Origin of the sequence: Paenibacillus sp. GbtcB18 (genome assembly GCF_019091125.1) — a bacterium.
Lineage (GTDB): Bacteria > Bacillota > Bacilli > Paenibacillales > NBRC-103111 > Paenibacillus_F > Paenibacillus_F chitinolyticus.
Map to the genome: position 1 here is coordinate 101,963 of NZ_JAGXJX010000010.1, position 25,183 is coordinate 127,145.

A 25,183-nucleotide genomic window follows, 5' to 3' on the forward strand; every position below is an offset into this window, starting at 1 on the left:
TATAGTATGCTAAGGGAGGGAGCCGTCATGTGGACCGGATTGATGTTATTTGTAGGGAGCTACATCTTCTGTGTATGTATGCTCCATGCGTTTAAACGCCCCAATGAAGAGGTACGTTCGTATCACCTGCTTTTAGTGACCAAGGATAACCAATTGCACATCGAATGGTATATCCGTTCTTTGTTTTTCCTGGCGAGGTTCAGCGGAAAATCTCTGTCCGTATCCGTAATTGACGAAGGTTCTACGGACGATACGCTGCGGATTGCCGAGAAGCTTTCACGTTCCTACGAGCTTAAGATCAGAACGGTTATGCCTGAATCTACCTGGGAAGAATGGGCTTCATCCACCGAGCGCGATAACTTGATGGTTATGCATGTGAGCAACCAGAAACAGTTGGTTAAACTTCCTTTGTTTGAATAACATCCAGGATTCTTCATTAGCGTTCTGCCGACCGTGGTTTACGTAATCGTTTACAACCGAATAAGCGTTGAAGTAGGTGAGTCATGAAAGTTCAGGTTTACGCTGCTGCCGATGATAATGGTTGGCAATGGCACATTTCCCTTGCAATGGCCGTCGACTTCACGTATTGGTTCGAGCGGCTTGGACGTTCCGTCCGAATTGTGCTGCTGGAGCCTCTTGTCTCAATTGGACAAGCTCTGGCCCTGATTGATGTGTTGAGCTCTCCCTCCTGCAAGAAACGATTCCCCCATGTTTTCCCCGAAATTTATCCGTCTGATTGTAGACCCCCTTCGTCAAGAGAAGACCCGGATTGGCTGAAAACCGATTTTTTAATCACCCGCACTTATTCTACAGCTAAAAAAAGTAGCCCCGAAACAAATTCTGATTGTTTCACCCCCCAAAATGTAATTCATCCTACACCATTTTCATCAGAGTCTTTAAATGACTACTACCTCCAAGCGACAAACCTAACGGGTTCAAACACAGCTTTAAACCATTCTCCGCCGCCTGACGGTAGAAAAAGCACGCTCCCCCTAGAAGAATTAATGCGTACGTCCCCGCCGGTTCCTTCAAAAATACTTCAATCTCTCACTTCCCGTTCGATAGACTACGACAACTGGCTAGATTGCGGCCCATCTGCGTTTCGTGACCATTCGACCATATATGATCGGCTTATAGAAGCACTAAACGGCAGAAGCCTTTTGAGTGAAGAAGTCATCCGGCTGCTGGAGGCTTTTGGGATGGCAGAGTTGTTGGAAAATGGAGTTTGGAAAGCTTACATCCAATTGGCTTATTTAAACGGGGATATTACCTTAACCAATGGATTACAGAGCAACCGGATGAGAAAGTTTCCGGCCTTTTGGCGGCGGCAGACCACTTATAGCTGCAGAAGATGCGGAAGCGGCAAACTTCATTTTACTCCCTGTTATCACTGCGGAACGGATTGCCCCTATTGTGAGGAATGTCTGACCATGGGACGAGTGCGTTCCTGTACTTTGCTCATTGAAGGAGCTAAGGGAAGCTGCAAGGGCGAGGAGGATGTTTACCGGTGGCTTGGAGATGTAGAAGAAAGCCCGAGAGGGAACCGTTGTCCTAAAAATAGCACAAGGGAATCTGCAAACGGCCCTACTTTGGAGGCTTATTTACACCCTTGGGGTCTGAGTCCGGCTCAAACAGCAGCTTCGAGGGAAGCGCTCGCGTTTTTAAGCAGCACATCGCCCGGCAGCAAATGTGCAGCAGGAAAAGCGGGATTGCCGCCAAGCGACGGAAGCTCTGGCGGGGCAGCAATCAGCGGCAAAACAGCGCCGAGCTTTCTGATCTGGGCGGTCACGGGAGCGGGAAAAACCGAAATGATCTTCCCGCTCCTCCAATACGAACTTGCGCGTGGCCGTAAGATCGCGATTGCCACGCCGCGACGGGATGTCGTACTCGAGTTGCAGCCGCGCCTGATGCGCGCATTTGAAGGCCGCAGCATCGTGACGCTGTACGGCGGCGGCAGCCAGACTTGGGAAAGCGGCGATATCACGATCGCAACCACGCATCAGCTTATGCGCTTCGCGCATGCTTTTGATGCCGTGATTATCGACGAGATCGACGCTTTCCCGTACCTGAACAGCGCGGCGCTGGAATTCGCCGCGCGCAAAGCTCTCGCGCCGGGAGGACGCTACGTCCTCCTCTCGGCGACGCCCCCGCGGGCCCTGCAGCGCGAGGCGGTGTCCGGACGCCTGCCTCACGTCACCGTGCCCGTGCGCTTTCACCGGCACCCGCTGCCCGTGCCCAAGCGGGTGCCGGCGCCTCCGCTGCGGCGTATCCTCCGCAGCGGAGCCCTGCCCCAGACGCTGCGTGCGCGTCTGGAAGGCTCACTCGAACGCGGCGCGCAGCTGTTCGTGTTCGTGCCGGAGATCAAGCTGGTGGACCCGCTTGTCGGGCTGCTTCAAGGCCTCTGGCCGGACAAGGTTATCGCCGGCACATCGTCCAAAGACCGCGAAAGGTCGGTGAAGGTAACCGACTTCCGCGGCAAAGTTACGGACATCTTGGTCACCACAACGATTTTGGAGCGTGGCGTGACCGTGCCTAAAACGGACGTATTCATCCTCGATGCGGATTCCAGTTTGTTCAACGAAGCGGCCTTGGTTCAAATGGCAGGTCGTGCGGGAAGATCGAAGGATGACCCCCGAGGTCTTGTTTATTTTGCAGGATTGGAAAATACCGTCTCGCAAACAGGGGCAATCCGGCAAATCAAAAAAATGAACCGGACAGCACGAAGAAGGGGTTACTTATTGGATTAAGTTAGTGAAGGGAAGGATAAACGAATGATCGGTCTGCCCAACCCTAAGCCGCCTGCGGTATGGTGGAGCAAGGTGAAACGATGGCTTCAGTTTCCTGAAGCCGAAACAAATGCGCGTGACAGAGAAACGGCTAATTGTGTTTGCTGCGGCGGGCGCAGAAGCTCCTCCAAAGAGAGTCTCGGGCTTTGCATGGCCTGTTTTAACGCCATTCCTTGGATAATGGCTGTGCGTTGTCCGGTTTGTGGCCGTCCCGATGATTGCCTGGACTGTGTCAGGCGAACGACGTGTTTTTTCCGGTACAGCCGAAGTGCAGTCCGCTATGACCCCCTGATGAAAGAATGGCTGGCTTCTTACAAATACAGGGGCAATGAGCGCCTGCTTCCTCTTTTCTCCGGAATGCTGGTACATGCCTATCATCAATTGGTCAAAGAACTGCCGGCGGCCGGGCAAGAAGGTTCCGGCTTTCATTGCATCAGCTACGCACCCATGAATGTCAGCCGCCTGGCGGAAAGAGGCTTCAATCAGGCCGAGGCCATGGCCGTAGAGCTGGGACGACGGCTATCGCTGCCTGTGGTGCCCCTGCTTGAGCGGACAAGGCATACGGCTAAACAAAGCTTTAAGTCAAGAGGGGAGCGTCTCAACGATCTGCAGGGAGCTTTCAAGCTTCTTGAGGAGGCCACAGGATCGATCGCGCGGCTGGAGGAGGGGATTGGGGGACAAGGGTGGCCGGTTCGCGTCCTCCTGCTTGACGATGTTTACACAACAGGGAGTACTCTAAACCAATGTGCCCAGACTATAACGCAATCGTTACCTGTAGAGGTTTACGGACTGATGTGGGCGCGCTAACCGCCAAGGTGCACGATATGGAGGGAAATAAACATATTTCCAACTCTTTCAGAAGGCCCCTTCTCAACGCAAGTCCAATACGTTACACTAGTCGTATACTATACTTGAGTTTGATAAGGTGATCATAATGAGTATGAACGTTCAAAACTGTCCGCGCTGCGGGAAGCTGTTTGTGAAGGGATTTGCCGAAACTTGCCCGGCCTGCGTAAAAGACATCGAAGCTCAGTATGTTGCATGTGCGGACTATTTGCGGCAGAATCGTAAATGCGATCTCCAGGAGCTGCATGAAGAGACGGAAGTTCCCATGCGCCAGATTATCCGTTTTATCCGCGAAGGCCGCATTTCGATAGCGGATTCACCGAATCTGACCTATCCCTGCGAAGTTTGTGGAAACCCTATTCGTGAACATACCATGTGTGATTCATGCCGCCAGCGCCTTGTACGGGATGTGAATCAGATGATGGATGAGGGCAAAAACAACGCAAACGCGGAAAAAGACGCTCATCATTTTCGCATTACGGACCGCTTAAAAGACCGGCACTAATCAGAAAAGCTGTATTTAACTAAAAAGATCATATCCTTCTGCCGATAATAGTAATAACCATTATCGGTTTTTTTGTAGAATCGAGCCGTAGAGCGGCCTTGGAAAGTAGAGGATCCTCCATTTGAGAACAAGAGGTGAATAACTATGAAAATTAATGATAGCCATCGTATCGGAAACGTAAACCCGTATGCCAAGCATAAAGAACAGTTTCAGACGGCTGCCGCTGGTAAACGTAACCGTCCCAAAGACGAGGTTCAAATTTCCACGGAAGCTAAAGAACTGCTTGGAGCCGCAGGGGATGAGAATAGAATGCGCAGAATAGAAGAATTGAAGCAGCAGGTTAAATCGGGAACCTACCATGTGGAAGCGGGCAAGATCGCCGAGAAGCTCCTTCCGTACCTTAAATAAGACCGACAGAAACGGGTGAAAAGCTGTGTCCGTATCCGAAATCGTCAACGTTTTGAATCGCATTATCGAATGCCACCAGGATCTTCGGGAGCTTGGGACAAGGAAGAGAGAAGCGATTCTTCAAAACTCCATAGAAGAACTGTCGGCTATTGTCCAGAAAGAATCCAAGGCCGTTAAAGAAATCCAAGAGCTGGATCAGCGCCGTGTAGTCAAGATCAATGAATACATGGTAACACGCTGCTATAAGACGAACCCTTTTATAACCGTCGGAGAATTGGTTAAGCTGGTGTTCAAAGCGGAAGAAAAACAGCAGCTGATGGATTGTCAGGAGCGGCTTTTAAAAGAAATCAGACAGCTTAAAGAACTCAATGCTCTAAATCAGCAGCTGGTGGAACAGTCACTGGGATTCATCGACCTTTCACTCGATCTTTTAACGGCAACACCCGAGCAGGACGCGATCTATGCGAATCCTACCCAGCAGGGGCAGGCCAGACGCAAGAACGCTTACTTCGATACACGGGCTTAGCCCGGCACATATTCCGGCCGCTTAAGGCCCTACAGCAAAGGAAGTGAATTTATGCGTTCTACATTTCATGGACTGGAGCTCGGCAAGCGTGGTGTTATCGCTCAGCAAGTCGCGCTGAATACAACGGGTCACAACATTACCAACGCCAACACTCCGGGATATTCCCGGCAGGTGGCCCAGATGGTTTCCGCCCGTCCGCTCGAATATCCTTCTGTAACCAATTCCACCTCTCCCGGACAGCTGGGCATGGGGGTTGAGGTAAATGCGATCCAACGCATCCGGGACATTTATTTCGACGTGGAATACCGGAATCAGAACTCATTGATGAACGAATCGAAAGTTATTTCGGAAACGCTCGGCAACATTGAGGGCGTCGTTAACGAACCGTCGAACAACGGTCTGGCCAAGAACATCACGGAATTCTGGAAAGCCTGGCAGACGCTTAGCAAAAACCCGAGTACGGAAGATCTGGCCGCCCGTTCCGCAGTCGTTCAGCAGGCGATGGCGATGGCGGACTCTTTTAACAGCATGGCCAATCAGTTTACGACGATGGGTAACAACATCACGGAAAGAATCAACGTCAAGGTGTCTGAAGCAAACAGCTATGTGACCGAAATCTCCGACTTGACGAAGCAGATTAAACACATTGAGTCCGGTGGAGATAATGCCAACGATCTTCGGGATAAACGTGACTACCTCGTCGACCAATTGTCCAAGCTGGGCAACGTGAAAGTAACGGAGACTTCGCAGACTTACCAGATCACGTTCGGAACGAAACAGATTATCGACGATCTCAATTCCGATCCCGTTGTTCTGGCCGATGTTGCGGGCGTTACTTCCGGTGAAATCTTCGGCTATGTACAGTCCAGAGATACGTTCATTGCGGAGTATACCAAGCAAATCGATCTCATGGCCAACACACTGGCTACCGGAAAAATCGAGGTTACCCTCCCGGCGGGAAGTATTTTGCCTAATGGGATGACGCCTCCTGCTGGAGCCCAAATGGATCCGGCCAACCCGCGCAAACTGGCTGCCGACGTCAAGGTGACCGTCGATGGCTTGAATGGGCTTCATAGGCTCGGATACACCCTCGAAGATCCGGCTACCAACGGGAAGGACTTCTTCGTCACTTCCGACGGATCGGGGAAATTTACGGCGGAGAACATCCGGGTTAACCCGGACATCGCCAAAGATTTGAAGAAAATCGCGGCTTCCCTGCGTATCGAAACCGTCAGCAAACCGCCCGCGGCGCCTACCAATAAAGTGGTGCAAAGCAACGGCGATCTGGCGCTTCTTATCGGCGGCTTGGGGGAGAAGACGTTTGACTTCGGCGGTACAGCCCTGACAGCGTCCTCTACGTACGGCGGTTACTATGAAGCGGTAATGAGCCAGTTGGGCGTTCAAACCGATCATGCCAAAAAAATGCTCGAAAACGGCGAACTGCTCACCGATCACGCAGACAGCCTGCGTCAATCCATCAGCGGCGTGTCGCCCGATGAGGAAACGGCCAACCTGATTAAATTCCAGCACGCCTACAACGCTTCAGCTCGTGTTATCACGGTTGTAGATGAAATGCTCGACAAATTGATTAACGGGACCGGCGTTGTCGGCAGATAGGAGGGGTAGCTAAATGCGGATCACACAAAATATGATGAGTTCGTCGATGATGAAAAATCTACAAACGAACTATAATCGGCTGGATAAGTATCAAGAACAGTTGCTAACGCAGCAGCGGATTAATCGGCCTTCCGACGATCCGGTGGGCATATCCAGCTCGCTTCGCTATAGAGGCGAAATCGATATGACCGACCAGTTCACCGAAAACGCTAAAGACGCGGATTCTTGGATGAATTTTTCGGATACGGTTATGAACGAGGCAGTGCAGCTCTTGCAAACAGCTTCTGAAAAGGCTGTACAAGGTGCGACTGAATCTATTAATCCGGCAGCACGTAAAATTCTTGCATCTGAAATAGACGAATTATATAAACAACTTGTAGCCGTCGGAAATTCCCAGTTCAAGGGCAAGTATATTTTTAACGGACAAACAACAGATCAGAAACCTTTCTCGGATGATCCGGCGAATACTGCCTATACTCTTGATGAAGGGATTATGCGTTATCAGATAGGTGCGGGTATTTACGTAGACGTAAATTCGCTTGGAAAAGATGTGTTCGGAACCTTTCAGGATCCGTCAGACCCCACTAAGGTGACCAATGTCTTTAAAGTGCTGGACAATCTGAAGGTTGCTTTGAATAACGACAACACAACAGGTATCGAGCAAAGTATAACAGATATTCAATCCAGTATGGACCGTATTCTTTATGCTCAAGCTGATGTTGGTGCTCGCCAAAATCGGCTTCAATTTACAACGGACCGTTTAGAGGATCTCACATTAAATTATACGGATTTGCAATCTAAGATCGAAGATGTTAATGTGCCCAAAACAATTACGGATCTTAAGACGGCGGAGAGTGTCTTCCAGGCTTCACTCGATACAATGGGACGGATTATTCGCCCGAGTTTGCTCGACTTCTTGAGATAGGAGAAGCCTAAATGCAACTTCCGCGCATTCAAATCAGCCAGCAGTATACCAAGATTGGCCTTTCTAAAACTCCGGGCCAATTATCTATTGAGCAGCCCAATGCAGAATTGAACCTTCATCGGGAAAATGTAAAAGTTAATGTATCCACGGAGAAATCACAACTTGAGATAGATTCTACTGTGGCTTGGTCTGCCTTAGGTTCATCTAAACTCATTGAGATGAGAGACCGTATTGCACAGAGTGCTTTTGATATTTCCATGCAGAACATCGCTGAGATCGCCCAAAACGGTGACCGGATGATGGAGATAACAAACCATTCGAATGCTTTTGCCGAGATTGCACGGCAAAATGCATTCAAGGATCGGCCGGTAGAATTAACTGGTGAACCTTCATTTGATAATGTGGATATCGAGTACCGACCTAGTGCTGTAAATATCGAGGTTCAGCCTGGATCGATAACTTTTGATCCTGTTCTTAACAGCCCTCGAGTTCAATATGATCCTGGGAAATTAGAGACCTATATAAAGCAGAAAAATATGATTTCTTTTTCAGTAGTGGGCGGCAAATGGGATGCATCTATTTAGACCATATGAGACAATAGCTATAGAATTATAGCTATTGTTTCTTTTATACAGGAGGAAATTTGATGATTATACAATCTACGAGATTTGGTGAAATTGAGGTTTCGGATGAAAAGTTGATTACTTTTGAGGCAGGCATATTTGGCTTCGAAAATTATAAACGGTATGCTTTACTTCAACTGGATGAGGAGGATTCAGTTTTCCACATCCTCCAGTCTCTAGAGGACGCAGACTTAGCCTTGGTTGTTGCGGAACCGTTTTTATTCAAACCCAATTATGAGTTTGACCTACCTAAAATGATTATAGAACAGCTTGGTATAAAGAATGAAGCAGATACACAAGTATTTGGGATCATTACCGTACGTGCGCAAGATAACGTTACAATTAATCTGAAAGCCCCCATTATTTTATGTAAAAGACTGAATAAAGCAGCTCAAATTGTGTTAGAAAACTATGAATACTCCCTTAGACATCCCCTAGTTAAGGGGGGCGCCTGAATGCTTATACTTTCGCGTATCAAAGGTGAAAAAATTATGATCGGGCAGAATATTGTGTTAACCGTACTAGACGTTGCAGGGGATCAGGTTAGAATAGGAATTGAGGCTCCTAAAGAAATAACTATCCATCGCGAAGAGATTTACCAAGCTATTCAAGCTGAAAATCAGGCTGCAGTCCGTCTCGATTCCAATGCCGCATCATTACTCCAAACTTTTAAGGGTTTACCCAATACAACTAAAAAAAACGAATAAATTTTTTGAAATTATCTAAAAAACCCTAAAGTAAGTATTACTCTCGTCCGATATATATATCATGGGAGGCAAGCGGGCTTGGGCGGCCGACTAAACTCGCTGAATCCACAATTAGGTGAACGCAAGGATGCGATCACTGCCTACATTCAAGGAGGAATATAATCATGCGTATTAACCACAACATCTCTTCTTACAATGCACAACGTCAACTATCGTCTAATAACACTCAACAATCCAAGTCCCTGGAAAAGCTCTCCTCCGGTTACAGAATTAACCGTGCGGCTGACGATGCAGCGGGCCTGGCTATTTCCGAAAAAATGCGTAACCAGGTTCGTGGCCTGGAGCAAGCGTCGAAAAATGCACTTGATGGTATCTCCCTGATTCAAACTGCTGAAGGTGCTTTGAACGAAACTCATGCAATGCTGCAACGTATGGGCGAACTCTACACTCAAGCGGCGAACGAAGTATTGACTTCTATTGACAATGATAAAATTGGCGCAGAAATTAAGCAACTTACTGATCAAATCGGTTCCATTGCTAGCCAAACGAAATTTAACACTAAAGAATTGCTTAGCTCCGCAGTCGACGGCAAGGATCTGGTCTTCCAAGTGGGAGCTAATGCCGATGATACAATCACATTGACATTGGCAGCTGCTGATGCTACGTCTCTGGGTGTCAATGCACTGACGACTCTGGATGGCACCAATGCTGTGGCTAAAGATAACCTTACTAAAGTCCAAGGCGCAATCGATAAAGTATCTGAAATTCGTTCTAACCTGGGTGCTGTACAAAACCGCTTAGAGCATACTATCAACAACCTGGGAACAACTTCTGAGAATCTTCAAGCTGCTGAGTCCCGTATCCGTGATACTGACATGGCGAAAGAAATGTCTGAATTCACTAAGAATGGAATTCTGCAACAAGCAGCTACTGCTATGCTGGCACAAGCCAACCAACAGCCTCAAGGAGTGCTTCAATTGCTTCGTTAATTTATTCCTTTGCAATTGGACCGGCCGGATTATCCGGTCGGTCTTTTAATATAGAAGGGAAGGGCGTTGGAAAATGAAGCTTGATAAAACGTCAAGCCATGTTCCTCAAGTTCGGGATATACAACCAAACGATCAGATGATGTTGACAGCGGAAACAGTACAAGCAGAGCCAGTGGTTGCCAATATTCCCTCAATTGCGGAATTACATATGTCCGAGGTTATTGAAAAAGCTAATAAAGCTCTACAGCAAACTAATATCCATTTGGAATATTCGGTTCATTCAAGCAATAATCAAGTTGTTGTTAAAGTTATGAATACAGATACCCAAGAAATAATCCGAGAAATTCCTTCTGAAAAATATTTGGAACTGGTCGATCAATTGTTAAGACAAGTAGGAATTTTGGTGGACGAAAAAAGATAGAGAGATAAGGAGGTAAAAAGATGGTTTCAAACATTAAATTTGGTGGTATGGCATCGGGTTTGGATACCGATAAGATGATTAAAGATCTGATGAAAGTCGAAAGAATGCCGCTAGATAAACTGAAACAGCAAAAACAACTTATCTCCTGGAAACGTGACGAATACAGGGATATGAACAGTAGCTTAACTTCAATTCGCTCAATCATTGATAAAATGAGGTTCTCATCGGGATATAATAAACAAGCTGCAAGTAGCAGCAATACAGGAGTCGTAGCGGCGACTACTACCTCAACGGCAGTTTCCGGAAGTTATACCATTGAAGTGGATAAATTAGCTTCTTCTGCACTAATGTCAGGCTCTACAACAGATATTAACCCCAAGGACAAAATAAATGTCACAGGTCAATTTACTGTAGAAGGCCCGAATGGAAAGAGCACGGTTGTTAATGTAACGGCTGATTCAACATATGATTCCGTTATGAAGCAAGTTAACAGTTCTGGAATTGGCGTTAATATGAGCTATGATAGCATTAATAAGCGTTTTATGTTAGGGACAACCTCTACTGGTGATACCGCTGCAATAAAAGTCACCAATGATAATGCTAATATAGCCGCAGGTATCTTTAAACTCGAAGTAGATAAATCCATTAAAGGTACTAATGCTGTTGTTGCTATCAACGGAACTTCTATGGAACTACAGAATAACGCCCTAGAGTTTAATGGAATTAAATTTGATATAAAAGGTGTCTCTGCAACAGCGGTAACCGTGCAGGTATCACGTGATACAGACAATATCGCCTCACAAATTAAGGAATTCGTAAATCAATATAATCAGTTAGTCGATAAAATAAATACAAAAACGACAACTATTCCTTCAAAAGGGTATGCTCCACTAACTGATGAGCAAAGAGAAGCCATGACGGAAACACAAATTAACTTGTGGGAAACTAAAGCAAAAGCAGGTATTCTGTACAAAGATGATATTTTAACAAGTGGTCTTAGCAAAATCCGGAGTTCTTTACTTGCCAAGGTTGAAGGACTGCCGGAAAATTACAATACCCTATCGGATATAGGAATTACTTTTAAAGCCTATCAGAAGGGGCAGCCTGGTGAATTGGGCAAACTTATGCTTGATGAGAAAAAGCTACAGGATGCTGTCTTAAAAGATCCCGATGCTGTAATGAATTTGTTTACCAAGTCCAGCAGTTTAGATCCTAAGGACAAAAACTATAAATCTGAAACTGGTTATGCCGAAAGGATTTATACGGATCTAAACAACCAGATTAACAAAATTATAAAAACGATCGGAACAACAACTCTGTCGGATACTGCCGATAGTAGTCAACTTGGAGAATCCATCCGAAATATCAACAGTCGCATGTCAACCCTAGAAAATCGAATGAAAACTGTTGAAAATAGATACTATAAACAGTTTACTGCGATGGAAACTACTCTTCAAAGGTTAAACAGCCAAGGTTCCTGGTTATCGCAACAGCTCGGCAGAGCTTAATTTAGGCGTCTATTCAATTAACGACAACACATGAGTTTTAAGGAGAGAATCGTATGATAGCATCGAATTACAGAGAACAATATTTGAAAACAAAAGTAGAAACAGCTAGCCCAGGCGACCTTACCCTCCTTTTATACGAAGAGTTGTACCGAAAATTGAATATGGCCAAAATGAATTTTGAAAATCAGCAATTTGAAGAAATGCTTGAACGGATTCATGGGGCAAGGGCAATACTTTATGAGTTAGTGGGGACTCTTAATTTTGATTACGAAATTTCCAGTCAATTAAGAGACCTGTACGTATACTATTTATCCCTCTTAAATGAATTCGCTATTAAAAGGAATTGTGAACAGTTGGAAGAAGTAATCGAGTTTTCTAAAGAATTTTCAATTACATGGAAAACGGCTTTGAATATGACCAAGAGTGGACAAGGTCTAAAAAATGACAAATGAACGTAGGAATGCGATTGTTAGGTTAAGGGTTATATTCGAAGAGATACTTTCAAACAATAATATTAAAATATACCTATCAAATACAGATGAAATTGATAGGTTATACGAATTTTTAGAATCATTATCAGCTAATCCTTATTCTGATTTAGAATTAGAGCTATTAAAAGAGCTATTAGTATTAAATGAGAATGTTAAGCTGCTAACCATTAGAGAAATGGATCGTATGGAGAAGACACATATGCTGTCACCAAAGATTTCTCAAAAATATGATGTCTTTGAGTATGGAGAATCTTATTTCTTTGATAAAAAACATTAAGTTGGGGGGCTTTTGGGTATGCATAAAAAAATGCAACCTTTTTTACTTATACTGTTTGCTTTCTTGCTCTCTTTTGTAGGCTTTCCAATTAAGCCTGCGAATGCAGCAATCAGTACAAATTATGTAACAGCGACCAAATCGGTTAATCCATCAACTGTGACCGTAGGCGGAGAAACTGAAGTAACTCTAAATATACAAGGTACGCCACCCATCAATGTGGTAAAACCAAATGATGTTATCCTCATCATCGATAAATCGGGAAGTATGGGCGTCGAGAAAATGAACAGTGCTAAGGACGCTGCTAAGGGATTTATTGATCTAATGGATTTCTCCAAACATCAGGTTGGTATCGTAGATTTTAGTACAAATGTAGGAGCGTTTAATCTTACTACAGATAAGCAGAGTGCTAAAAATTATATTGATACCTTAGTTGCAAATGGCGGAACCAATACGGGTAGCGCAATACAGAAAGCTACTGAACTATTAGCCAACCACCGTCCCGATGCTCAACCCGTTATCGTTTTATTGACGGATGGACAAGCCACTGGAGCTGGGGACGGTCTTAATGCATTTGATTATACGTTAAAAAAAGCTCTTGAAGCTAAAGATGCCGGCATCGTTTTCTATACCATTGCTCTTTTGAATACCAATGAAGATCCCCTAACAAGTGCGCCGAATATTTTGATGAAAAATATGGCCACTACCTCCCATCACCACCATTTTATTCTAGGTTCCGTTGGATTGAAAGAGATATACGCGGCTATTGTACAAGAAATTGGTTTGGCCAGCGCATATGATGTTATTGTTAAAGATATTATAGCCGAGGGATTTGAGATTGTGCCCGGTTCATATGACAATAACATTCCGAAACCTGTAGTTGAAGGAAATTCATTAACTTGGAAATTCCTCGAATTAAAAAAGGATATCTTAAGTTTTACTTATAAGATCCGTCACACAGGATCGGTTGATGGTACGTTTCCTGTTAGTAAGGGTTCGACTATAACATACAAAGATTACACGGGTGTTACCCGAAATTACGATATTCCTTCCGTGAACGTAGTAGTGAAGTATCCGGCTCCTAAAATCAATCAAGTAACACCTTCTAAAGGATTGATTACAGGTGGAGAAGCAATTAGCATTAAAGGCGAGAATTTTTTACCCAATGCTAAAGTCTATTTAAATGGTCAATTAGCTAGCAACATTCAAGTTATAAGTGGTACTGAAATTAATGCCGTAACTCCTCCAGGAACACAAGGTACTGCGCAGCTTAAAGTAGTTAATACGGATGCTCAGTTTGCAACCGCAGATTTCTTGTACTACGGCATTCCAGAAATAACAAGCATTTCTCCTAACAATGGTTTCCAAACAGGTGGTACAACCGTAATAGTAAAGGGAAAAAATTTTCTCCCAGAGGTTAAGGTTAAATTTGGGGAAAATTATTCTACTATGGTAACATACAATAACAATGGTTCTCTGTATGTTATTTCCCCTCCTTCCAGCCTATCGGGACCTGTTGATGTCACAATAGAAAATCCGGACGGATACTTGTCAACCTTGAAAAATGCTTTTACCTATAACGAATCGCCTAAAATAACACTCAGTGGCATTGCACCAGCAACTGGTATTCTTACAGGAAACGAGAGTGTAGTTTTAACGGGTAAGGAATTCAAAACTGGAGTAAAAGTTTATTTTAACAATGTGGAAGCTCCTTCGGTTACTTTAAATTCAAGTGAAAGATTAACGGTCAAAACGCCTGCATGGGTTCAACCTGAAGTCGTGGATGTAAAAGCTGTAAATGCTGACGGCACCGAATCAATCTTGTCGAAAGCTTATAGTTATGAGGCCCCACCAGCCCCACCAGCCCCATCAATTCTTTCTATCACTCCTAATCAAGGTAGACGAGATACAAGCCAACTAGTTGTAATTGATGGCAAGGATTTTGTTAAAGGTGCTAAGGTAGTTTTTGGAGGCACAGCTGAAGTTCAGACGGAGTTTATCACTGCTACACGCTTACGTTTGACAACACCACTGTGGAGTGTTTCTGGTCCTGTCGATATTCAAGTAGTTAACCCAGACGGACAGTCAACTACACAAGCACAAGGTTATACTTTCCAGGATCCTCCTGCCCTTCCGGACCCAGTCATAACCAAGTTATCGCAAACAAAAGGTCCGATGAGTGGAAATACTATGATTTATGTAGATGGGACAGGTTTTCAAAATGGACTTAAATTGTACTGGATTAGTAATGGGGCTGAGAAAGAGCTTAGTGTAGAATACATCAACTCGAATAGAGTAAGAATATTCTCGCCAGTATCAACTACTCCTGGAAGTGTTGATATAAAAATTGTAAATCCTGATAATAAGTCTGTTTCGATGCCTAATGCTTTTGCATATGATGCGCCCCCTGTCTTCCCGGATCCCGTTCTAACATCTGTTAGTCCGAATAGTGGGACTATAAAAGGTGGCAATGTAGTTGACCTTATAGGAAATGAATTCCAGAAGAATGCAAAGGTCTCCTTTGGATCAACACAAATCGATCTATATGCCTTTGTCGATAAAACTCGTGTAAAAGTAGTTGTTCCCGCTTCCACGACAGAAGGTACGGTCGATATTATAATTACTAACCCGGATGGTAAATCTTCAACATTATCGAATGCGTATACTTATCTCCAACCTAAGCCGGCAGTAACGAAAGTAACCCCTGGCAATGGACCGTTAGCCGGAGGAACGCTGGTAATAATAGACGGGGTTAACTTTGAATCGGGCCTTTCATTAACATTTAATGGTCAAGCGATCAAATCCGAATACATCAATTCAACGAGGATCAGATTTACTACCCCTGCGGGTAATGCTTCAGGTCCGGTTGACATTATATTAACAAATCCTAGTGGCAGTTCAGCAACTTGCCAGTTCACTTATGATGTACCACCACCTGTTGCGGCACCAAAACTAACTAAACTGCTGCCCAATAGTGGGCCTGTTGCTGGTGGAACTCTTTTATACTTGGATGGCGCCAATATTAAAAGCGGTGCTGTAGTAGTATGGGATGGGGTTACGTATACTGCGGAATTTATCAACAATACGCGTCTTCGAATTTTCTCCCCTAAGGGATCGGCAATAGGTGCAGTACCTGTTAAAATTGTCAATCCTGATGGGCAGGAGAGTGGCACTTTAAATTTTGAGTATAAGTGATTTATTGCAGTTAAGGAGAGGGAGCCAGTTCGGCTCCCTTCTTTAAATTATTAATAAAAGGTGTGATGATTTTGGTTTTGCCAATCAGTGTCTGTATCCTAACTCAAAATGAGGAGGAATATATTTGTGATGCCATACACTCAATCAAACCTTTTGTTAAAGAAATTATAGTTTTGGATACAGGATCAACTGACAGTACAGTAAGTAAAGCTAGAAATGAAGGTGCCAGGGTAGCACAAAGCGATTGGCAAGAAGACTTCAGTGAAGCAAGAAATAAATTGATTGAGCTTGCACAGGAAAAATTCATCTTTATGATGGATGCAGACGAGAGATATCTAGGTACGGAGGATGAATTAAAAGAATACATCCATGCGCTGAGCGATTCTCCCGGTAAGGTGAGCATTATCAATGAAGTTAGTGAGAATGAAAAAACGGAAACCTACATTACAAGAATTTTTCCAGCCTTTAAAGGCTATTATTATCAAGGAATTATTCATGAACAACTTACCAATGAAACTTCTGATTACAAAGTACATCGAACAAACATAAAATTATTGCATATCGGCTATCAGAAACATATTATTGAATCCAAGAATAAGTTAAACAGAAATATCTCATTACTTCTCAAGCAGTTAAATGATGCCGAAGATGATATATATACATTATTTCAGCTAGGAAGAACCTATTATGTAGCCAAGGAATTCACTGAAGCTTGTGTATTTCTAGAAAAGGCGTACCTTCTAAGTAATAACAGCTACTCGCCTAGTTCCTTATTACCGAGTATCCTTTTTTATTATGGGTATAGTTTGTTAAAGAAAAAAGCTTGGTCTGAACTATTAAATTTGTTAGCTACAGCACTAAAAAGTTACCCCGATTATACCGATTTATATTTTATGTATGGTAGTTATATTATAGAATCCGCGAATGTTAATTTATTTAGCAAGTTACCGGAAATTTATAATACATGTTTGGAGCTGGGTGAGGCAGATTCCAATAAATATGAAACGGTTACTGGTGTAGGCACATTTAAAGCTTTATATAATTTAGGGCTTTATTATGAAATTACTAATCAAAAGCAAAAGGCTGTTGAATGTTATCGCTTAAGTCATTCTTATGGCTATTCATTAGCAAAAAAAAGACTCGATGAGTTAATATAATTAAGCTAGGGAGAGCAAGTTTATGAAAAGCCAAACCATATCATTGTGCATGATTGTGAAAGATGAAGAAAGAACATTAGATAGATGCCTTGCAAGTGTCAAAGATTTTATAGATGAAATGATTATCATTGATACTGGTTCGACAGATAATACTATAGCAATTGCCAAGAAACACGGGGCCCAGGTTCATTCTTATAAATGGCGCGATGATTTCGCTGATGCTCGTAATTTTGCAAATCAATTTGCGACCTCTGACTATATCTTATCTCTCGACGGGGATGAATGGATAAGCGAAGACACAGACCTTTCAGTATTTAAACAGTCCTTTGAACATGAATTTTATTATTTAACTATACGAAATCAGATACAAGTGGGAGTTGTAGAAAATCATTCTTTGATCAGACTTTTTAAAAGAGGATTTTCCTTTGCGGGGTCAATTCATGAACAGATAGATTTGCAGGGACTTTCTTCTAATGAAGGGGGCTTTCTTGCTGCATTTATTAATCACGATGGTTATATGGACACTGTCGTAAAAAATAAGAATAAAAAAAGCCGAAATAGAAGCCTCTTAGAGAAAGAAATAAAAAAAAATCCAACAGCATTCAATTACTATAATCTTGGTAATCAATATAGAATGGAACAAAATTTTGATAAAGCTATTGAATTATACCGAAAATCCTATTCGATGGACAGCAATAAAGCATTCACACACAAATTATTGATTAACCTGGTTCAATGTCTTTTTGAGAAAAAAATGTTTAAAGAATCTTTAGATATTCTAAAAGATGCTTCAAAGATATTACCGATGTACACAGACTATTATTTTTATATTGGACTTGTTTATGAAAAGTTAGGATATTTACGAGATGCTGAAGCCAGTTTCTTAACTTGCTTGGAACAAGGCGAAGTAAAGGATCCGTTCCTTATTTCCCAACAAGGCGTAGGTTCTTATATGGCTCATGCTTTATTGGCTAAAATTTATTTAACCTTAGGGGACGTAGATCAAGCATGGAATCAACTTCATTTAAGTATTAAAAACAATCCACTTTACATGCCATCTTTTAAAATTTGGATGGATTTGAACGTGAACGCAAGTTATGACGACATCATTGCTAAAATGAATAAAACATTTAACATGCGGGATTACGAACAAATCTCGGCTGTTCTAAAAGCTTTGTATCAACTAAGAAGTCCCTTATTAGTTGAAATGCAAAAAGTGTATAAAGTCGAGTTTGATGAAGATGTAAAAGCATGGGCTATGCAAGTAAATAACCAATTGGAAGAAGCTAAAGAAGCGTGGTCTAAGAGGAAAACTTTATCGGAGACTAATTATCGAGAGATAATATATTTGTCTGTACTCACAAGAGATGAAAGTTACTATAAAAAGCATAGATATTGCAAAAATATAACCATAAAAGAACATGTAATAATAGAACGGATAATTAGGAGAGAATCCCTAGATCGCGGAAAAATTACGCCTGAATTAGAAAATATATTGCAAGAGTTGTTATACGATATCCTTACTTTAAAACAATATGATCTTGTTGAATACTTTATGCTTAACGTTCAGATCCCATATGTAAGATTCTTAGTAGCTGAGATGCTAAAGAAATTTAACTTTATGGAATTAGCTTTAGACTCAATTATAGAACCAACGGAGCATTCAGAAAAATATAAAATTTATTGTTTAGCTGGTGATTTATTAAAAGAATTAGGGCAAAAAGGGGATAGCTATTATTATTACGAGCAGGCTAAAATGGCAGAGTCAACCTTTGAAGTAGCATTTAAAATTTACAACTTAGCCTTAAGTGTTGGGGATGGCCAGATAAAAGAAGATGCTGCTGAGCAATTAAAAAAATTCATTCCGGAATCTCCATGGGCCCATACTCTATGAAATGACAAATTTATAAAAACCTCAACCCTTATGAAAGAAGGTTGAGGTTTTATTTATTTCCATGTTCTTCTTATTCTTGCCAAAGGACTAGAGTAGGTTTTTCATCAAGAATTGTATTGTACTGTTCTAGTGAACCGTATAAGCCATCCGGATCTAGTTTCATGTATCTCTTATACTTTTCTATCCTGTCTACGGGGTTCATCCACCCCCAATGCTTCACACGAAGCTGGGATGTACCTACTTGAAAATCATTAACAATATTATCAGGGAATCGTCCGGAATGTTGCTTTTTATTGTTCCATTTATAATGGGCGGTTGGATTAAAGTGGACGAGAAAAGGCTTGTAACTCAAGTGGGCAGACCAATATTTATCCTCTCTATAATAATCTTCATTCCAAAAATCATAAAGACGAAAACAGATAGTATCAAAGCTATCCTGATCGATCAATTGATGAATATCCCGTCTGAACCGCGTCTCAAATATTTCATCCGAATCCATATTTAAAATCCAATCGGGATCGGTATCTATAGTTTTTTTCCATTGTAGTTCTCGTAACTTGTACTCCGTATGAAAAAGCGAACTGTCGTTTCTTATAATATGATGAGGAGTTGTTTTCAGGATGGAAGCACAAATCTCAACGCTATTATCCGTAGAACAGTCGTCTATAATTACGGCCTCATCTATATAATGAATGTGTTCTTTAAGTACCCTTTCTAAGTATCTTTCGCTTTCATTTTTAATCGTCATGGAAAGTGTTAGTTTCTTTGGCTTGCGCAGAATAAAAGGAGCCGAGGTTTTTGCTGATTCAATTATTTCGAAGGAATCGATCAAATACCTTCTTGTTTCTCTATCGAACTTTATATGTGACCTACACAAAAAGTGGTCTGTAAATCTTGTGGCCTTTTCAATTCCGCAATTTATTAATCTAAATTCAGCATCAAAATTTTCTTGGGTAGGGGTTAGAACAACATTACTAACCTGGCAAGTAACCTTTAGCTTACTGATTAAGTTATGTTCGGCTTCGCTTTCAGCCATTTCATTAAGTGTAGCTGCCATTTTATCAGTAAAATAGGGGGCCCAATTACTTTTATTTCCCTTATCATAATGTGAGGTCCCGAAATTTTGGAAGCCATTCATTATATTTTTCTTGATTTGATAAACTTTTATTTGTTCGTATAGAGAACTGTAATTGTTTTTAAAATCTGTAAGTTTTTCAAGGTCTCTCTCACGATAAATATGAAATGCTGGAAAATGGGTATCAACAAACAATTCATACCCTAGTACGGCGGCTCTGATACAGAAATGTCTGTCTTCGCCCATAAAGTTAATATTGGGTACTTCGTTGAAATTTACTCCAGCCCTCAATGCTTTATGGCTTATAAGAGTACAGGCACCCAGTCCGCCTACCTGATACAGGCCTGGTTGTTTTAACTGTTGAAAAAAATGATTCCGTCTCGAGTGTTTCTCTTCTTGTGAAATGGTTTCTCCCCGTTTAATTTGGAACTGATTATAGTGGTCGCTTAACCAAACTTGAGGGTAAACGGTGTCTTTATTCAAATCCCACTGGGTCCAGAAAATGTTAGAAATGATATCCTTTTGAGTGGAAAGAAGCTGTTGTAGGGTTTGAGGATGAAGCACTAAATCAGAATCTATCAGAAAGAGATAATCATAGTTTTTTTCTATACAGTACTCAATGATTCTGTTTTTGTATTTTGCGACCTTCCAAATAGTTTCTTCCTTCCATTGATGACTGTTTTCTTCACTTGAACGATTTGAAGGCAAAAATCCGGGTAATATAAGCTTCTTCCCCGAACTATACGAGAAACCGGTGAGTATATCAGTTGATTGAATATCATGATTATCATCTATAAAAAATAAATCGGCTTCTAAGTCAGTTTTATCTAATCCCTCGATCGACAATAAAAACTCATTTAAAATGTCAGGTTTTTGATAGATTGGACTTGCTATTAAAATACGTGGTTTCACAGATATCCCCTCAATCATTTTGGATGGTTACTATATAGTTTATCGGTGAAAGAAACTCTTTTGTTAATCGATTTCTGAAGTACGAAATTACCCTTATACCAGTTGCTTTTTAGCCTGTGGACAATGTGTATAACTTTGTTGATAACTCTGTGAATAAGTGCTTAAATCCCGCTTTCGAAAAGGGATCTAGGGCTTAAAGCCTATGCTGTCGAAAGTGTGAATACCTAAATTTTCAAAATATTTAGGATTATCTTGTCATCAGATTGACACAATTATTTCCGCGGTGATATATTCAAAAGGTAAGCAAAGGCTTACATTTATTTGAAGACGAAGGGAATGTGTCCGATGCAAGGTAAAGTAAAATGGTTCAATGCGGAAAAAGGCTACGGTTTCATCGAGCGTGAGGACGGCGGAGACGTATTCGTACATTTCTCTGCAATCCAAACGGACGGTTTCAAAACACTAGAAGAAGGTCAGGCTGTCGAGTTTGACATCGTGGAAGGCGCTCGCGGACCACAAGCAGCTAACGTAAACAAGCTGTAATTATTCGGCCGTTTGGCCGGTTCATAAAACATGGCACAAATGTTTGAACCAGCACCCTGGATTGCGATCCGGGGTGTTTTTTTGCATGCGCCCGGCGTTCACCATTTAGCCGCAGAACGGACACGAAACGTATATTAAGATTTTTTGAATATTCAAAATAGTTGGTGTATAATAGAGACAGAAGGGAGGAGTTTTATATGAAATTCACCGTTCGAGGAGATCATCTCGAGATAACAGCTGCCCTCAGGGAGTATGTGGAGAAAAAGCTGAGCAGACTGGAGAAGTACTTTGAAGCCCCCCTCAACTCGGAAGGATATGTGACACTTAGCGTAGTCAAAAACATCCACACGGTGGAAGTGACGATTCCGCTCCAGGGCGTCCTGCTCCGTGCCGAGAATAAAGATCAAGACATGTATGCGGCAATTGACCTGGTGGTCGACAAGCTGGAACGTCAAATCCGCAAACACAAAACGAAAATGAATCGTAAAATCCGCCTGGAAGGCAACAAACGCGAATTGAGCAAGCTGGAAAGCCCGGTTCTCACCATGGATGAGGAAGAGGAGGATTACGAACTGGTCCGGACGAAGCGGTTCACGCTGAAACCGATGGATATCGACGAAGCGATTCTGCAGATGAACATGGTTGGTCATGATTTCTTCGTTTTTTCCAACATGGACACAGAGCAAGTGAACGTGGTCTATAAAAGGGACGATGGCAGATACGGTCTGATCGAACCGGCTATTTGACCCCAACCCGTCTTACTGATTACGGCAAATGCCAGACGAACTTCCAACTGAAACTATGAAACCAAAGCTTGATCCGACAGGATCAGGCTTTTTAAATGTTAATAGCCTATATCCAGCACAAAAATGGGTGAATAAAGCTGACGTTTGACGTGGAAGCCAGCGTTACGCTATCTTCTCTTTAATAGTAGAAAGAAGCTCGCAGATTTTGCGCATGTTTACGAAAAAAATATAACAAATCCAGAGGTTTTCGTCTGTTCAACAGCCGGACGGTAAAATTTCGCCAACTTTGGAAATGAAAAAACGGCTTTTCAGTGGCTTTGCCGACAACAACTGCAACAAAGCGCGAGCTTTTACGTATGTAAAGGAGTAGGTTTGCTACAGAGAACCACATCTGATAAACTGAAATGTTCACGCTCTGAAGCCTTGTTTTGTTGCGGCTTGACGAGCAAACTGATACAATTTAAGGATACTGAGTGTAAGGGAAAGGGGTTCACCGATGCTAGGACTGGTCAAAAAAATGTTTGGTGATTCCAACGAACGTGAAATCAAGCGATATTGGAAAGCAGTCGATGCTATAAATGGGCTCGAGCCGGAAATTTCCGCTCTGTCCGACGAACAATTAAAAGGCAAAACCGTCGAGTTCCGCGAGCGTCTGGAAAAGGGCGAAGACCTGGACGACATTCTGCCGGAAGCATTTGCCGTTGTGCGTGAAGCCTCCAAGCGGGTGCTGGGCAAGCGTCACTATGACGTGCAGTTAATCGGCGGCATGGTGCTGCACGAAGGCAAAATCGCCGAGATGAGAACCGGTGAAGGTAAAACCCTCGTCGGTACGCTTCCCGTCTATCTGAATGCGCTGGCGGGCAAAGGCGTGCACGTGGTTACCGTCAATGACTATCTGGCGCAGCGTGACAGCGGCGAAATGGGCCAGATTTACGATTTCCTGGGGATGACCGTCGGGGTCAATCTTCATGATCTTTCGCATGAACAGAAGCAGGCTGCTTATGCTTGCGATGTCACATACGGCACGAACAATGAATACGGATTCGACTATTTGCGCGATAATATGGTGCTTTACAAAGAGCAGATGGTTCAGCGTCCGCTTTATTTTGCCGTTATCGACGAAGTGGATTCCATTCTGGTCGATGAAGCGAGAACACCGCTGATCATTTCGGGACAAGCTGCCAAATCTACGGATTTGTATTATGCGGCGGACCGTTTTGTGAGCAAGCTGGAAGCGGAGAAAGATTATACTGTCGATATTAAAGTGCGTTCCGTGTCTTTGACGGAGCAGGGTGTGGAGAAAGCGGAGAAAGCGTTCGGGATTGAGAACCTGTTCGATCATCAGAACGTTACACTCAACCACCACGTTACCCAGGCTCTGAAAGCACGCGTCATTATGCGCCGCGACGTGGATTATGTCGTTCAGGACGATGAAGTTCTGATCGTCGACGAATTTACGGGCCGTCTGATGACGGGCCGCCGCTACAGCGAAGGTCTGCACCAGGCGATCGAAGCGAAAGAGCAGCTCCAGGTGCAGAACGAAAGCATGACGCTGGCAACGATCACGTTCCAGAACTATTTCCGTATGTACCGCAAGCTGGCCGGTATGACCGGTACGGCGAAGACGGAGGAAGAAGAGTTCAAGAAGATCTACGGTCTGGACGTTATTATTGTGCCGACTAACCGTCCGATGATCCGTAAAGATATGCCTGACGTTGTGTATAAGACGGAAATGGGCAAGTTCAAGGCGGTCGTGGAAGAAATCGTCGAGCGCCACAAAAATAAACAGCCGGTGCTGGTCGGTACCGTTTCCATCGAGAACTCCGAGCTGCTGTCCGAAATGCTGAAGAAAAAAGGCGTTCAGCATAAGGTGCTTAACGCGAAGTACCACGCCGAAGAGGCGGAAATCGTCTCCCGCGCGGGACAAGCCGGCGCCGTAACGATCGCAACGAACATGGCGGGCCGCGGTACCGATATTATGCTGGGCGATCAAGTCCACGAAATCGGCGGTCTGCATATTATCGGTACGGAGCGCCATGAGAGCCGCCGGATCGATAACCAGCTTCGCGGTCGTGCGGGCCGTCAGGGTGACCCGGGTTCCTCCCAGTTCTATCTGTCGCTTGGCGATGAACTGATGAAGCGCTTCGGTGCCGAGAACATCATGGCTATGATGGACCGTCTTGGCATGGAAGAAGATCAGCCGATCGAGAGCAAGCTTATCACGCGTGCGATCGAGTCCGCTCAGAAGCGTGTAGAGGGCAACAACTTCGATATGCGTAAAGTCGTCCTCCAATATGACGACGTTATGAACCAGCAGCGTGAAATTATTTATAAACAGCGCCGTGAAGTGCTCGAGTCCGAGAATATCCGTGAGATCGTGGAGACGATGCTTCGTTCCAGCATTGAGCGTATCGTGAACGCCCATTGCAGCGAGTCTCAAATTCCGGAAGAGTGGGATCTGCAGGCGGTTGTCGACTATGTCAACAACAACTTCCTTTCCGAAGATGCCTTGAACAGCAAAGATATCTGGGGTAAAGAGATCGACGAAATCATTGAATTTATTGATGAGAAAGTCAAAGATAAATACAACGAGCGCGAAGAACAGATCGGCACTGAATTTATGCGCGAATTTGAGAAAGTCGTCGTACTGCGTGCGGTCGACTCCAAATGGATGGATCACATCGACGCGATGGATCAGCTGCGCCAAGGGATTCACCTTCGGGCATACGGCGGCACGGATCCGCTTCGCGAATACCAGTTCGAAGGCTTCGAAATGTTCCACGAAATGGTCGACAGCATCCAGGAAGAAGTGGCCACTTATATCATGAAGGCCCATGTCGAAAGCAATCTGGAGCGTCAAGCCGTGGCCGAAGGGCAAGCCGTGGATCCCAAAGTGGAATCCGCAGGCAAACAGCCGATCGTAAAAGAAGAGCAAATCGGCCGCAACGATCCTTGCCCTTGCGGAAGCGGGAAGAAATATAAGCAGTGCCACGGAGCGTAATCCGCATCCGGCCGGGATTTTATAAGTTGTATCT

23 protein-coding genes are annotated in these 25,183 nt (G+C 43.5%); 22 read left to right on the plus strand and 1 reads right to left on the minus strand.

Features of this window, described 5'->3' with window-relative positions; genetic code table 11:
- The first annotated feature begins 27 nt into the window (after positions 1-27).
- From KVT34_RS24680 to KVT34_RS24770, 19 genes are all read left to right on the plus strand, one after another.
- Complete coding sequence (locus KVT34_RS24680; protein ID WP_217562080.1) at positions 28-420, plus strand: glycosyltransferase family 2 protein; 393 nt, start codon at positions 28-30, stop codon at positions 418-420.
- Between the two features lie 1,010 nt (positions 421-1,430).
- Positions 1,431-2,747: a helicase-related protein gene (locus KVT34_RS24685; protein WP_369016295.1), complete on the plus strand. Its 1,317-nt coding sequence runs from the start codon at positions 1,431-1,433 to the stop codon at positions 2,745-2,747.
- Between the two features lie 24 nt (positions 2,748-2,771).
- Entirely contained in the window at positions 2,772-3,593 is an 822-nt protein-coding gene (locus tag KVT34_RS24690) for a ComFC family protein (RefSeq protein WP_217562084.1), read from the plus strand.
- A 127-nt stretch (positions 3,594-3,720) separates the two neighbouring features.
- A complete protein-coding gene (locus KVT34_RS24695) occupies positions 3,721-4,137 on the plus strand; it encodes a flagellar protein (RefSeq protein ID WP_042233809.1) in 417 nt (138 codons plus the stop codon).
- Positions 4,138-4,281: 144 nt separating this feature from the next.
- Positions 4,282-4,545: a flagellar biosynthesis anti-sigma factor FlgM gene (gene flgM / locus KVT34_RS24700; protein WP_042233807.1), complete on the plus strand. Its 264-nt coding sequence runs from the start codon at positions 4,282-4,284 to the stop codon at positions 4,543-4,545.
- A gap of 25 nt (positions 4,546-4,570) precedes the next feature.
- Positions 4,571-5,071, plus strand: coding sequence for a flagellar protein FlgN (locus KVT34_RS24705; protein ID WP_042233806.1), 501 nt, complete (start codon positions 4,571-4,573; stop codon positions 5,069-5,071).
- 51 nt (positions 5,072-5,122) lie between these two features.
- Positions 5,123-6,688 carry a flagellar hook-associated protein FlgK gene (gene flgK, locus KVT34_RS24710; protein ID WP_217562086.1) on the plus strand — a complete coding sequence of 522 codons (1,566 nt, stop codon included), beginning with the start codon at positions 5,123-5,125 and terminating at the stop codon, positions 6,686-6,688.
- A 13-nt stretch (positions 6,689-6,701) separates the two neighbouring features.
- Positions 6,702-7,613 (plus strand): flagellar hook-associated protein FlgL, encoded by a 912-nt coding sequence (flgL, locus tag KVT34_RS24715; RefSeq protein ID WP_217562088.1) that lies wholly within the window; start codon positions 6,702-6,704, stop codon positions 7,611-7,613.
- Positions 7,614-7,624: 11 nt separating this feature from the next.
- A complete protein-coding gene (locus tag KVT34_RS24720) occupies positions 7,625-8,197 on the plus strand; it encodes a DUF6470 family protein (protein ID WP_217562090.1) in 573 nt (190 codons plus the stop codon).
- Positions 8,198-8,259: 62 nt separating this feature from the next.
- Positions 8,260-8,691: a flagellar assembly protein FliW gene (gene fliW, locus KVT34_RS24725; RefSeq protein WP_217562092.1), complete on the plus strand. Its 432-nt coding sequence runs from the start codon at positions 8,260-8,262 to the stop codon at positions 8,689-8,691.
- Positions 8,692-8,943 (plus strand): carbon storage regulator CsrA, encoded by a 252-nt coding sequence (csrA, locus tag KVT34_RS24730; RefSeq protein ID WP_217562094.1) that lies wholly within the window; start codon positions 8,692-8,694, stop codon positions 8,941-8,943.
- A gap of 164 nt (positions 8,944-9,107) precedes the next feature.
- Positions 9,108-9,932 carry a flagellin N-terminal helical domain-containing protein gene (locus tag KVT34_RS24735; RefSeq protein WP_217562095.1) on the plus strand — a complete coding sequence of 275 codons (825 nt, stop codon included), beginning with the start codon at positions 9,108-9,110 and terminating at the stop codon, positions 9,930-9,932.
- 73 nt (positions 9,933-10,005) lie between these two features.
- Complete coding sequence (locus KVT34_RS24740; RefSeq protein ID WP_217562097.1) at positions 10,006-10,353, plus strand: flagellar protein FlaG; 348 nt, start codon at positions 10,006-10,008, stop codon at positions 10,351-10,353.
- A gap of 20 nt (positions 10,354-10,373) precedes the next feature.
- Complete coding sequence (gene fliD, locus KVT34_RS24745; protein WP_217562099.1) at positions 10,374-11,861, plus strand: flagellar filament capping protein FliD; 1,488 nt, start codon at positions 10,374-10,376, stop codon at positions 11,859-11,861.
- Positions 11,862-11,914: 53 nt separating this feature from the next.
- Complete coding sequence (fliS, locus tag KVT34_RS24750) at positions 11,915-12,313, plus strand: flagellar export chaperone FliS (RefSeq protein WP_217562101.1); 399 nt, start codon at positions 11,915-11,917, stop codon at positions 12,311-12,313.
- Complete coding sequence (locus KVT34_RS24755) at positions 12,303-12,629, plus strand: hypothetical protein (RefSeq protein WP_217562103.1); 327 nt, start codon at positions 12,303-12,305, stop codon at positions 12,627-12,629. Before fliS ends, KVT34_RS24755 begins: the two co-directional genes overlap by 11 nt.
- Positions 12,630-12,647: 18 nt before the next feature.
- Complete coding sequence (locus KVT34_RS24760; protein ID WP_217562105.1) at positions 12,648-15,821, plus strand: IPT/TIG domain-containing protein; 3,174 nt, start codon at positions 12,648-12,650, stop codon at positions 15,819-15,821.
- A 71-nt stretch (positions 15,822-15,892) separates the two neighbouring features.
- On the plus strand, positions 15,893-16,978 hold the full coding sequence (locus tag KVT34_RS24765) for a glycosyltransferase family 2 protein (protein WP_217562107.1): 1,086 nt from the start codon (positions 15,893-15,895) through the stop codon (positions 16,976-16,978).
- A gap of 22 nt (positions 16,979-17,000) precedes the next feature.
- Positions 17,001-18,872: a glycosyltransferase gene (locus KVT34_RS24770; RefSeq protein WP_217562109.1), complete on the plus strand. Its 1,872-nt coding sequence runs from the start codon at positions 17,001-17,003 to the stop codon at positions 18,870-18,872.
- Between the two features lie 70 nt (positions 18,873-18,942).
- On the opposite strand, the gene KVT34_RS32645 is transcribed toward KVT34_RS24770, so the two are convergent.
- Positions 18,943-20,859, minus strand: coding sequence for a glycosyltransferase (locus KVT34_RS32645; protein WP_217562111.1), 1,917 nt, complete (start codon positions 20,857-20,859; stop codon positions 18,943-18,945).
- 345 nt (positions 20,860-21,204) lie between these two features.
- Here KVT34_RS32645 and KVT34_RS24780 point away from each other — a divergent pair, with 345 nt between their 5' ends.
- The 3 genes from KVT34_RS24780 to secA all read left to right on the plus strand — a co-directional run bounded on the left by KVT34_RS24780 (position 21,205) and on the right by secA (position 25,149).
- Positions 21,205-21,402, plus strand: coding sequence for a cold shock domain-containing protein (locus tag KVT34_RS24780; protein ID WP_009677088.1), 198 nt, complete (start codon positions 21,205-21,207; stop codon positions 21,400-21,402).
- 197 nt (positions 21,403-21,599) lie between these two features.
- Positions 21,600-22,148, plus strand: coding sequence for a ribosome hibernation-promoting factor, HPF/YfiA family (gene hpf / locus KVT34_RS24785; protein ID WP_042233776.1), 549 nt, complete (start codon positions 21,600-21,602; stop codon positions 22,146-22,148).
- 496 nt (positions 22,149-22,644) lie between these two features.
- Positions 22,645-25,149, plus strand: a complete 2,505-nt coding sequence (gene secA, locus KVT34_RS24790) for a preprotein translocase subunit SecA (protein ID WP_217562113.1) — start codon at positions 22,645-22,647, stop codon at positions 25,147-25,149.
- The last annotated feature ends 34 nt before the right edge of the window (positions 25,150-25,183 follow it).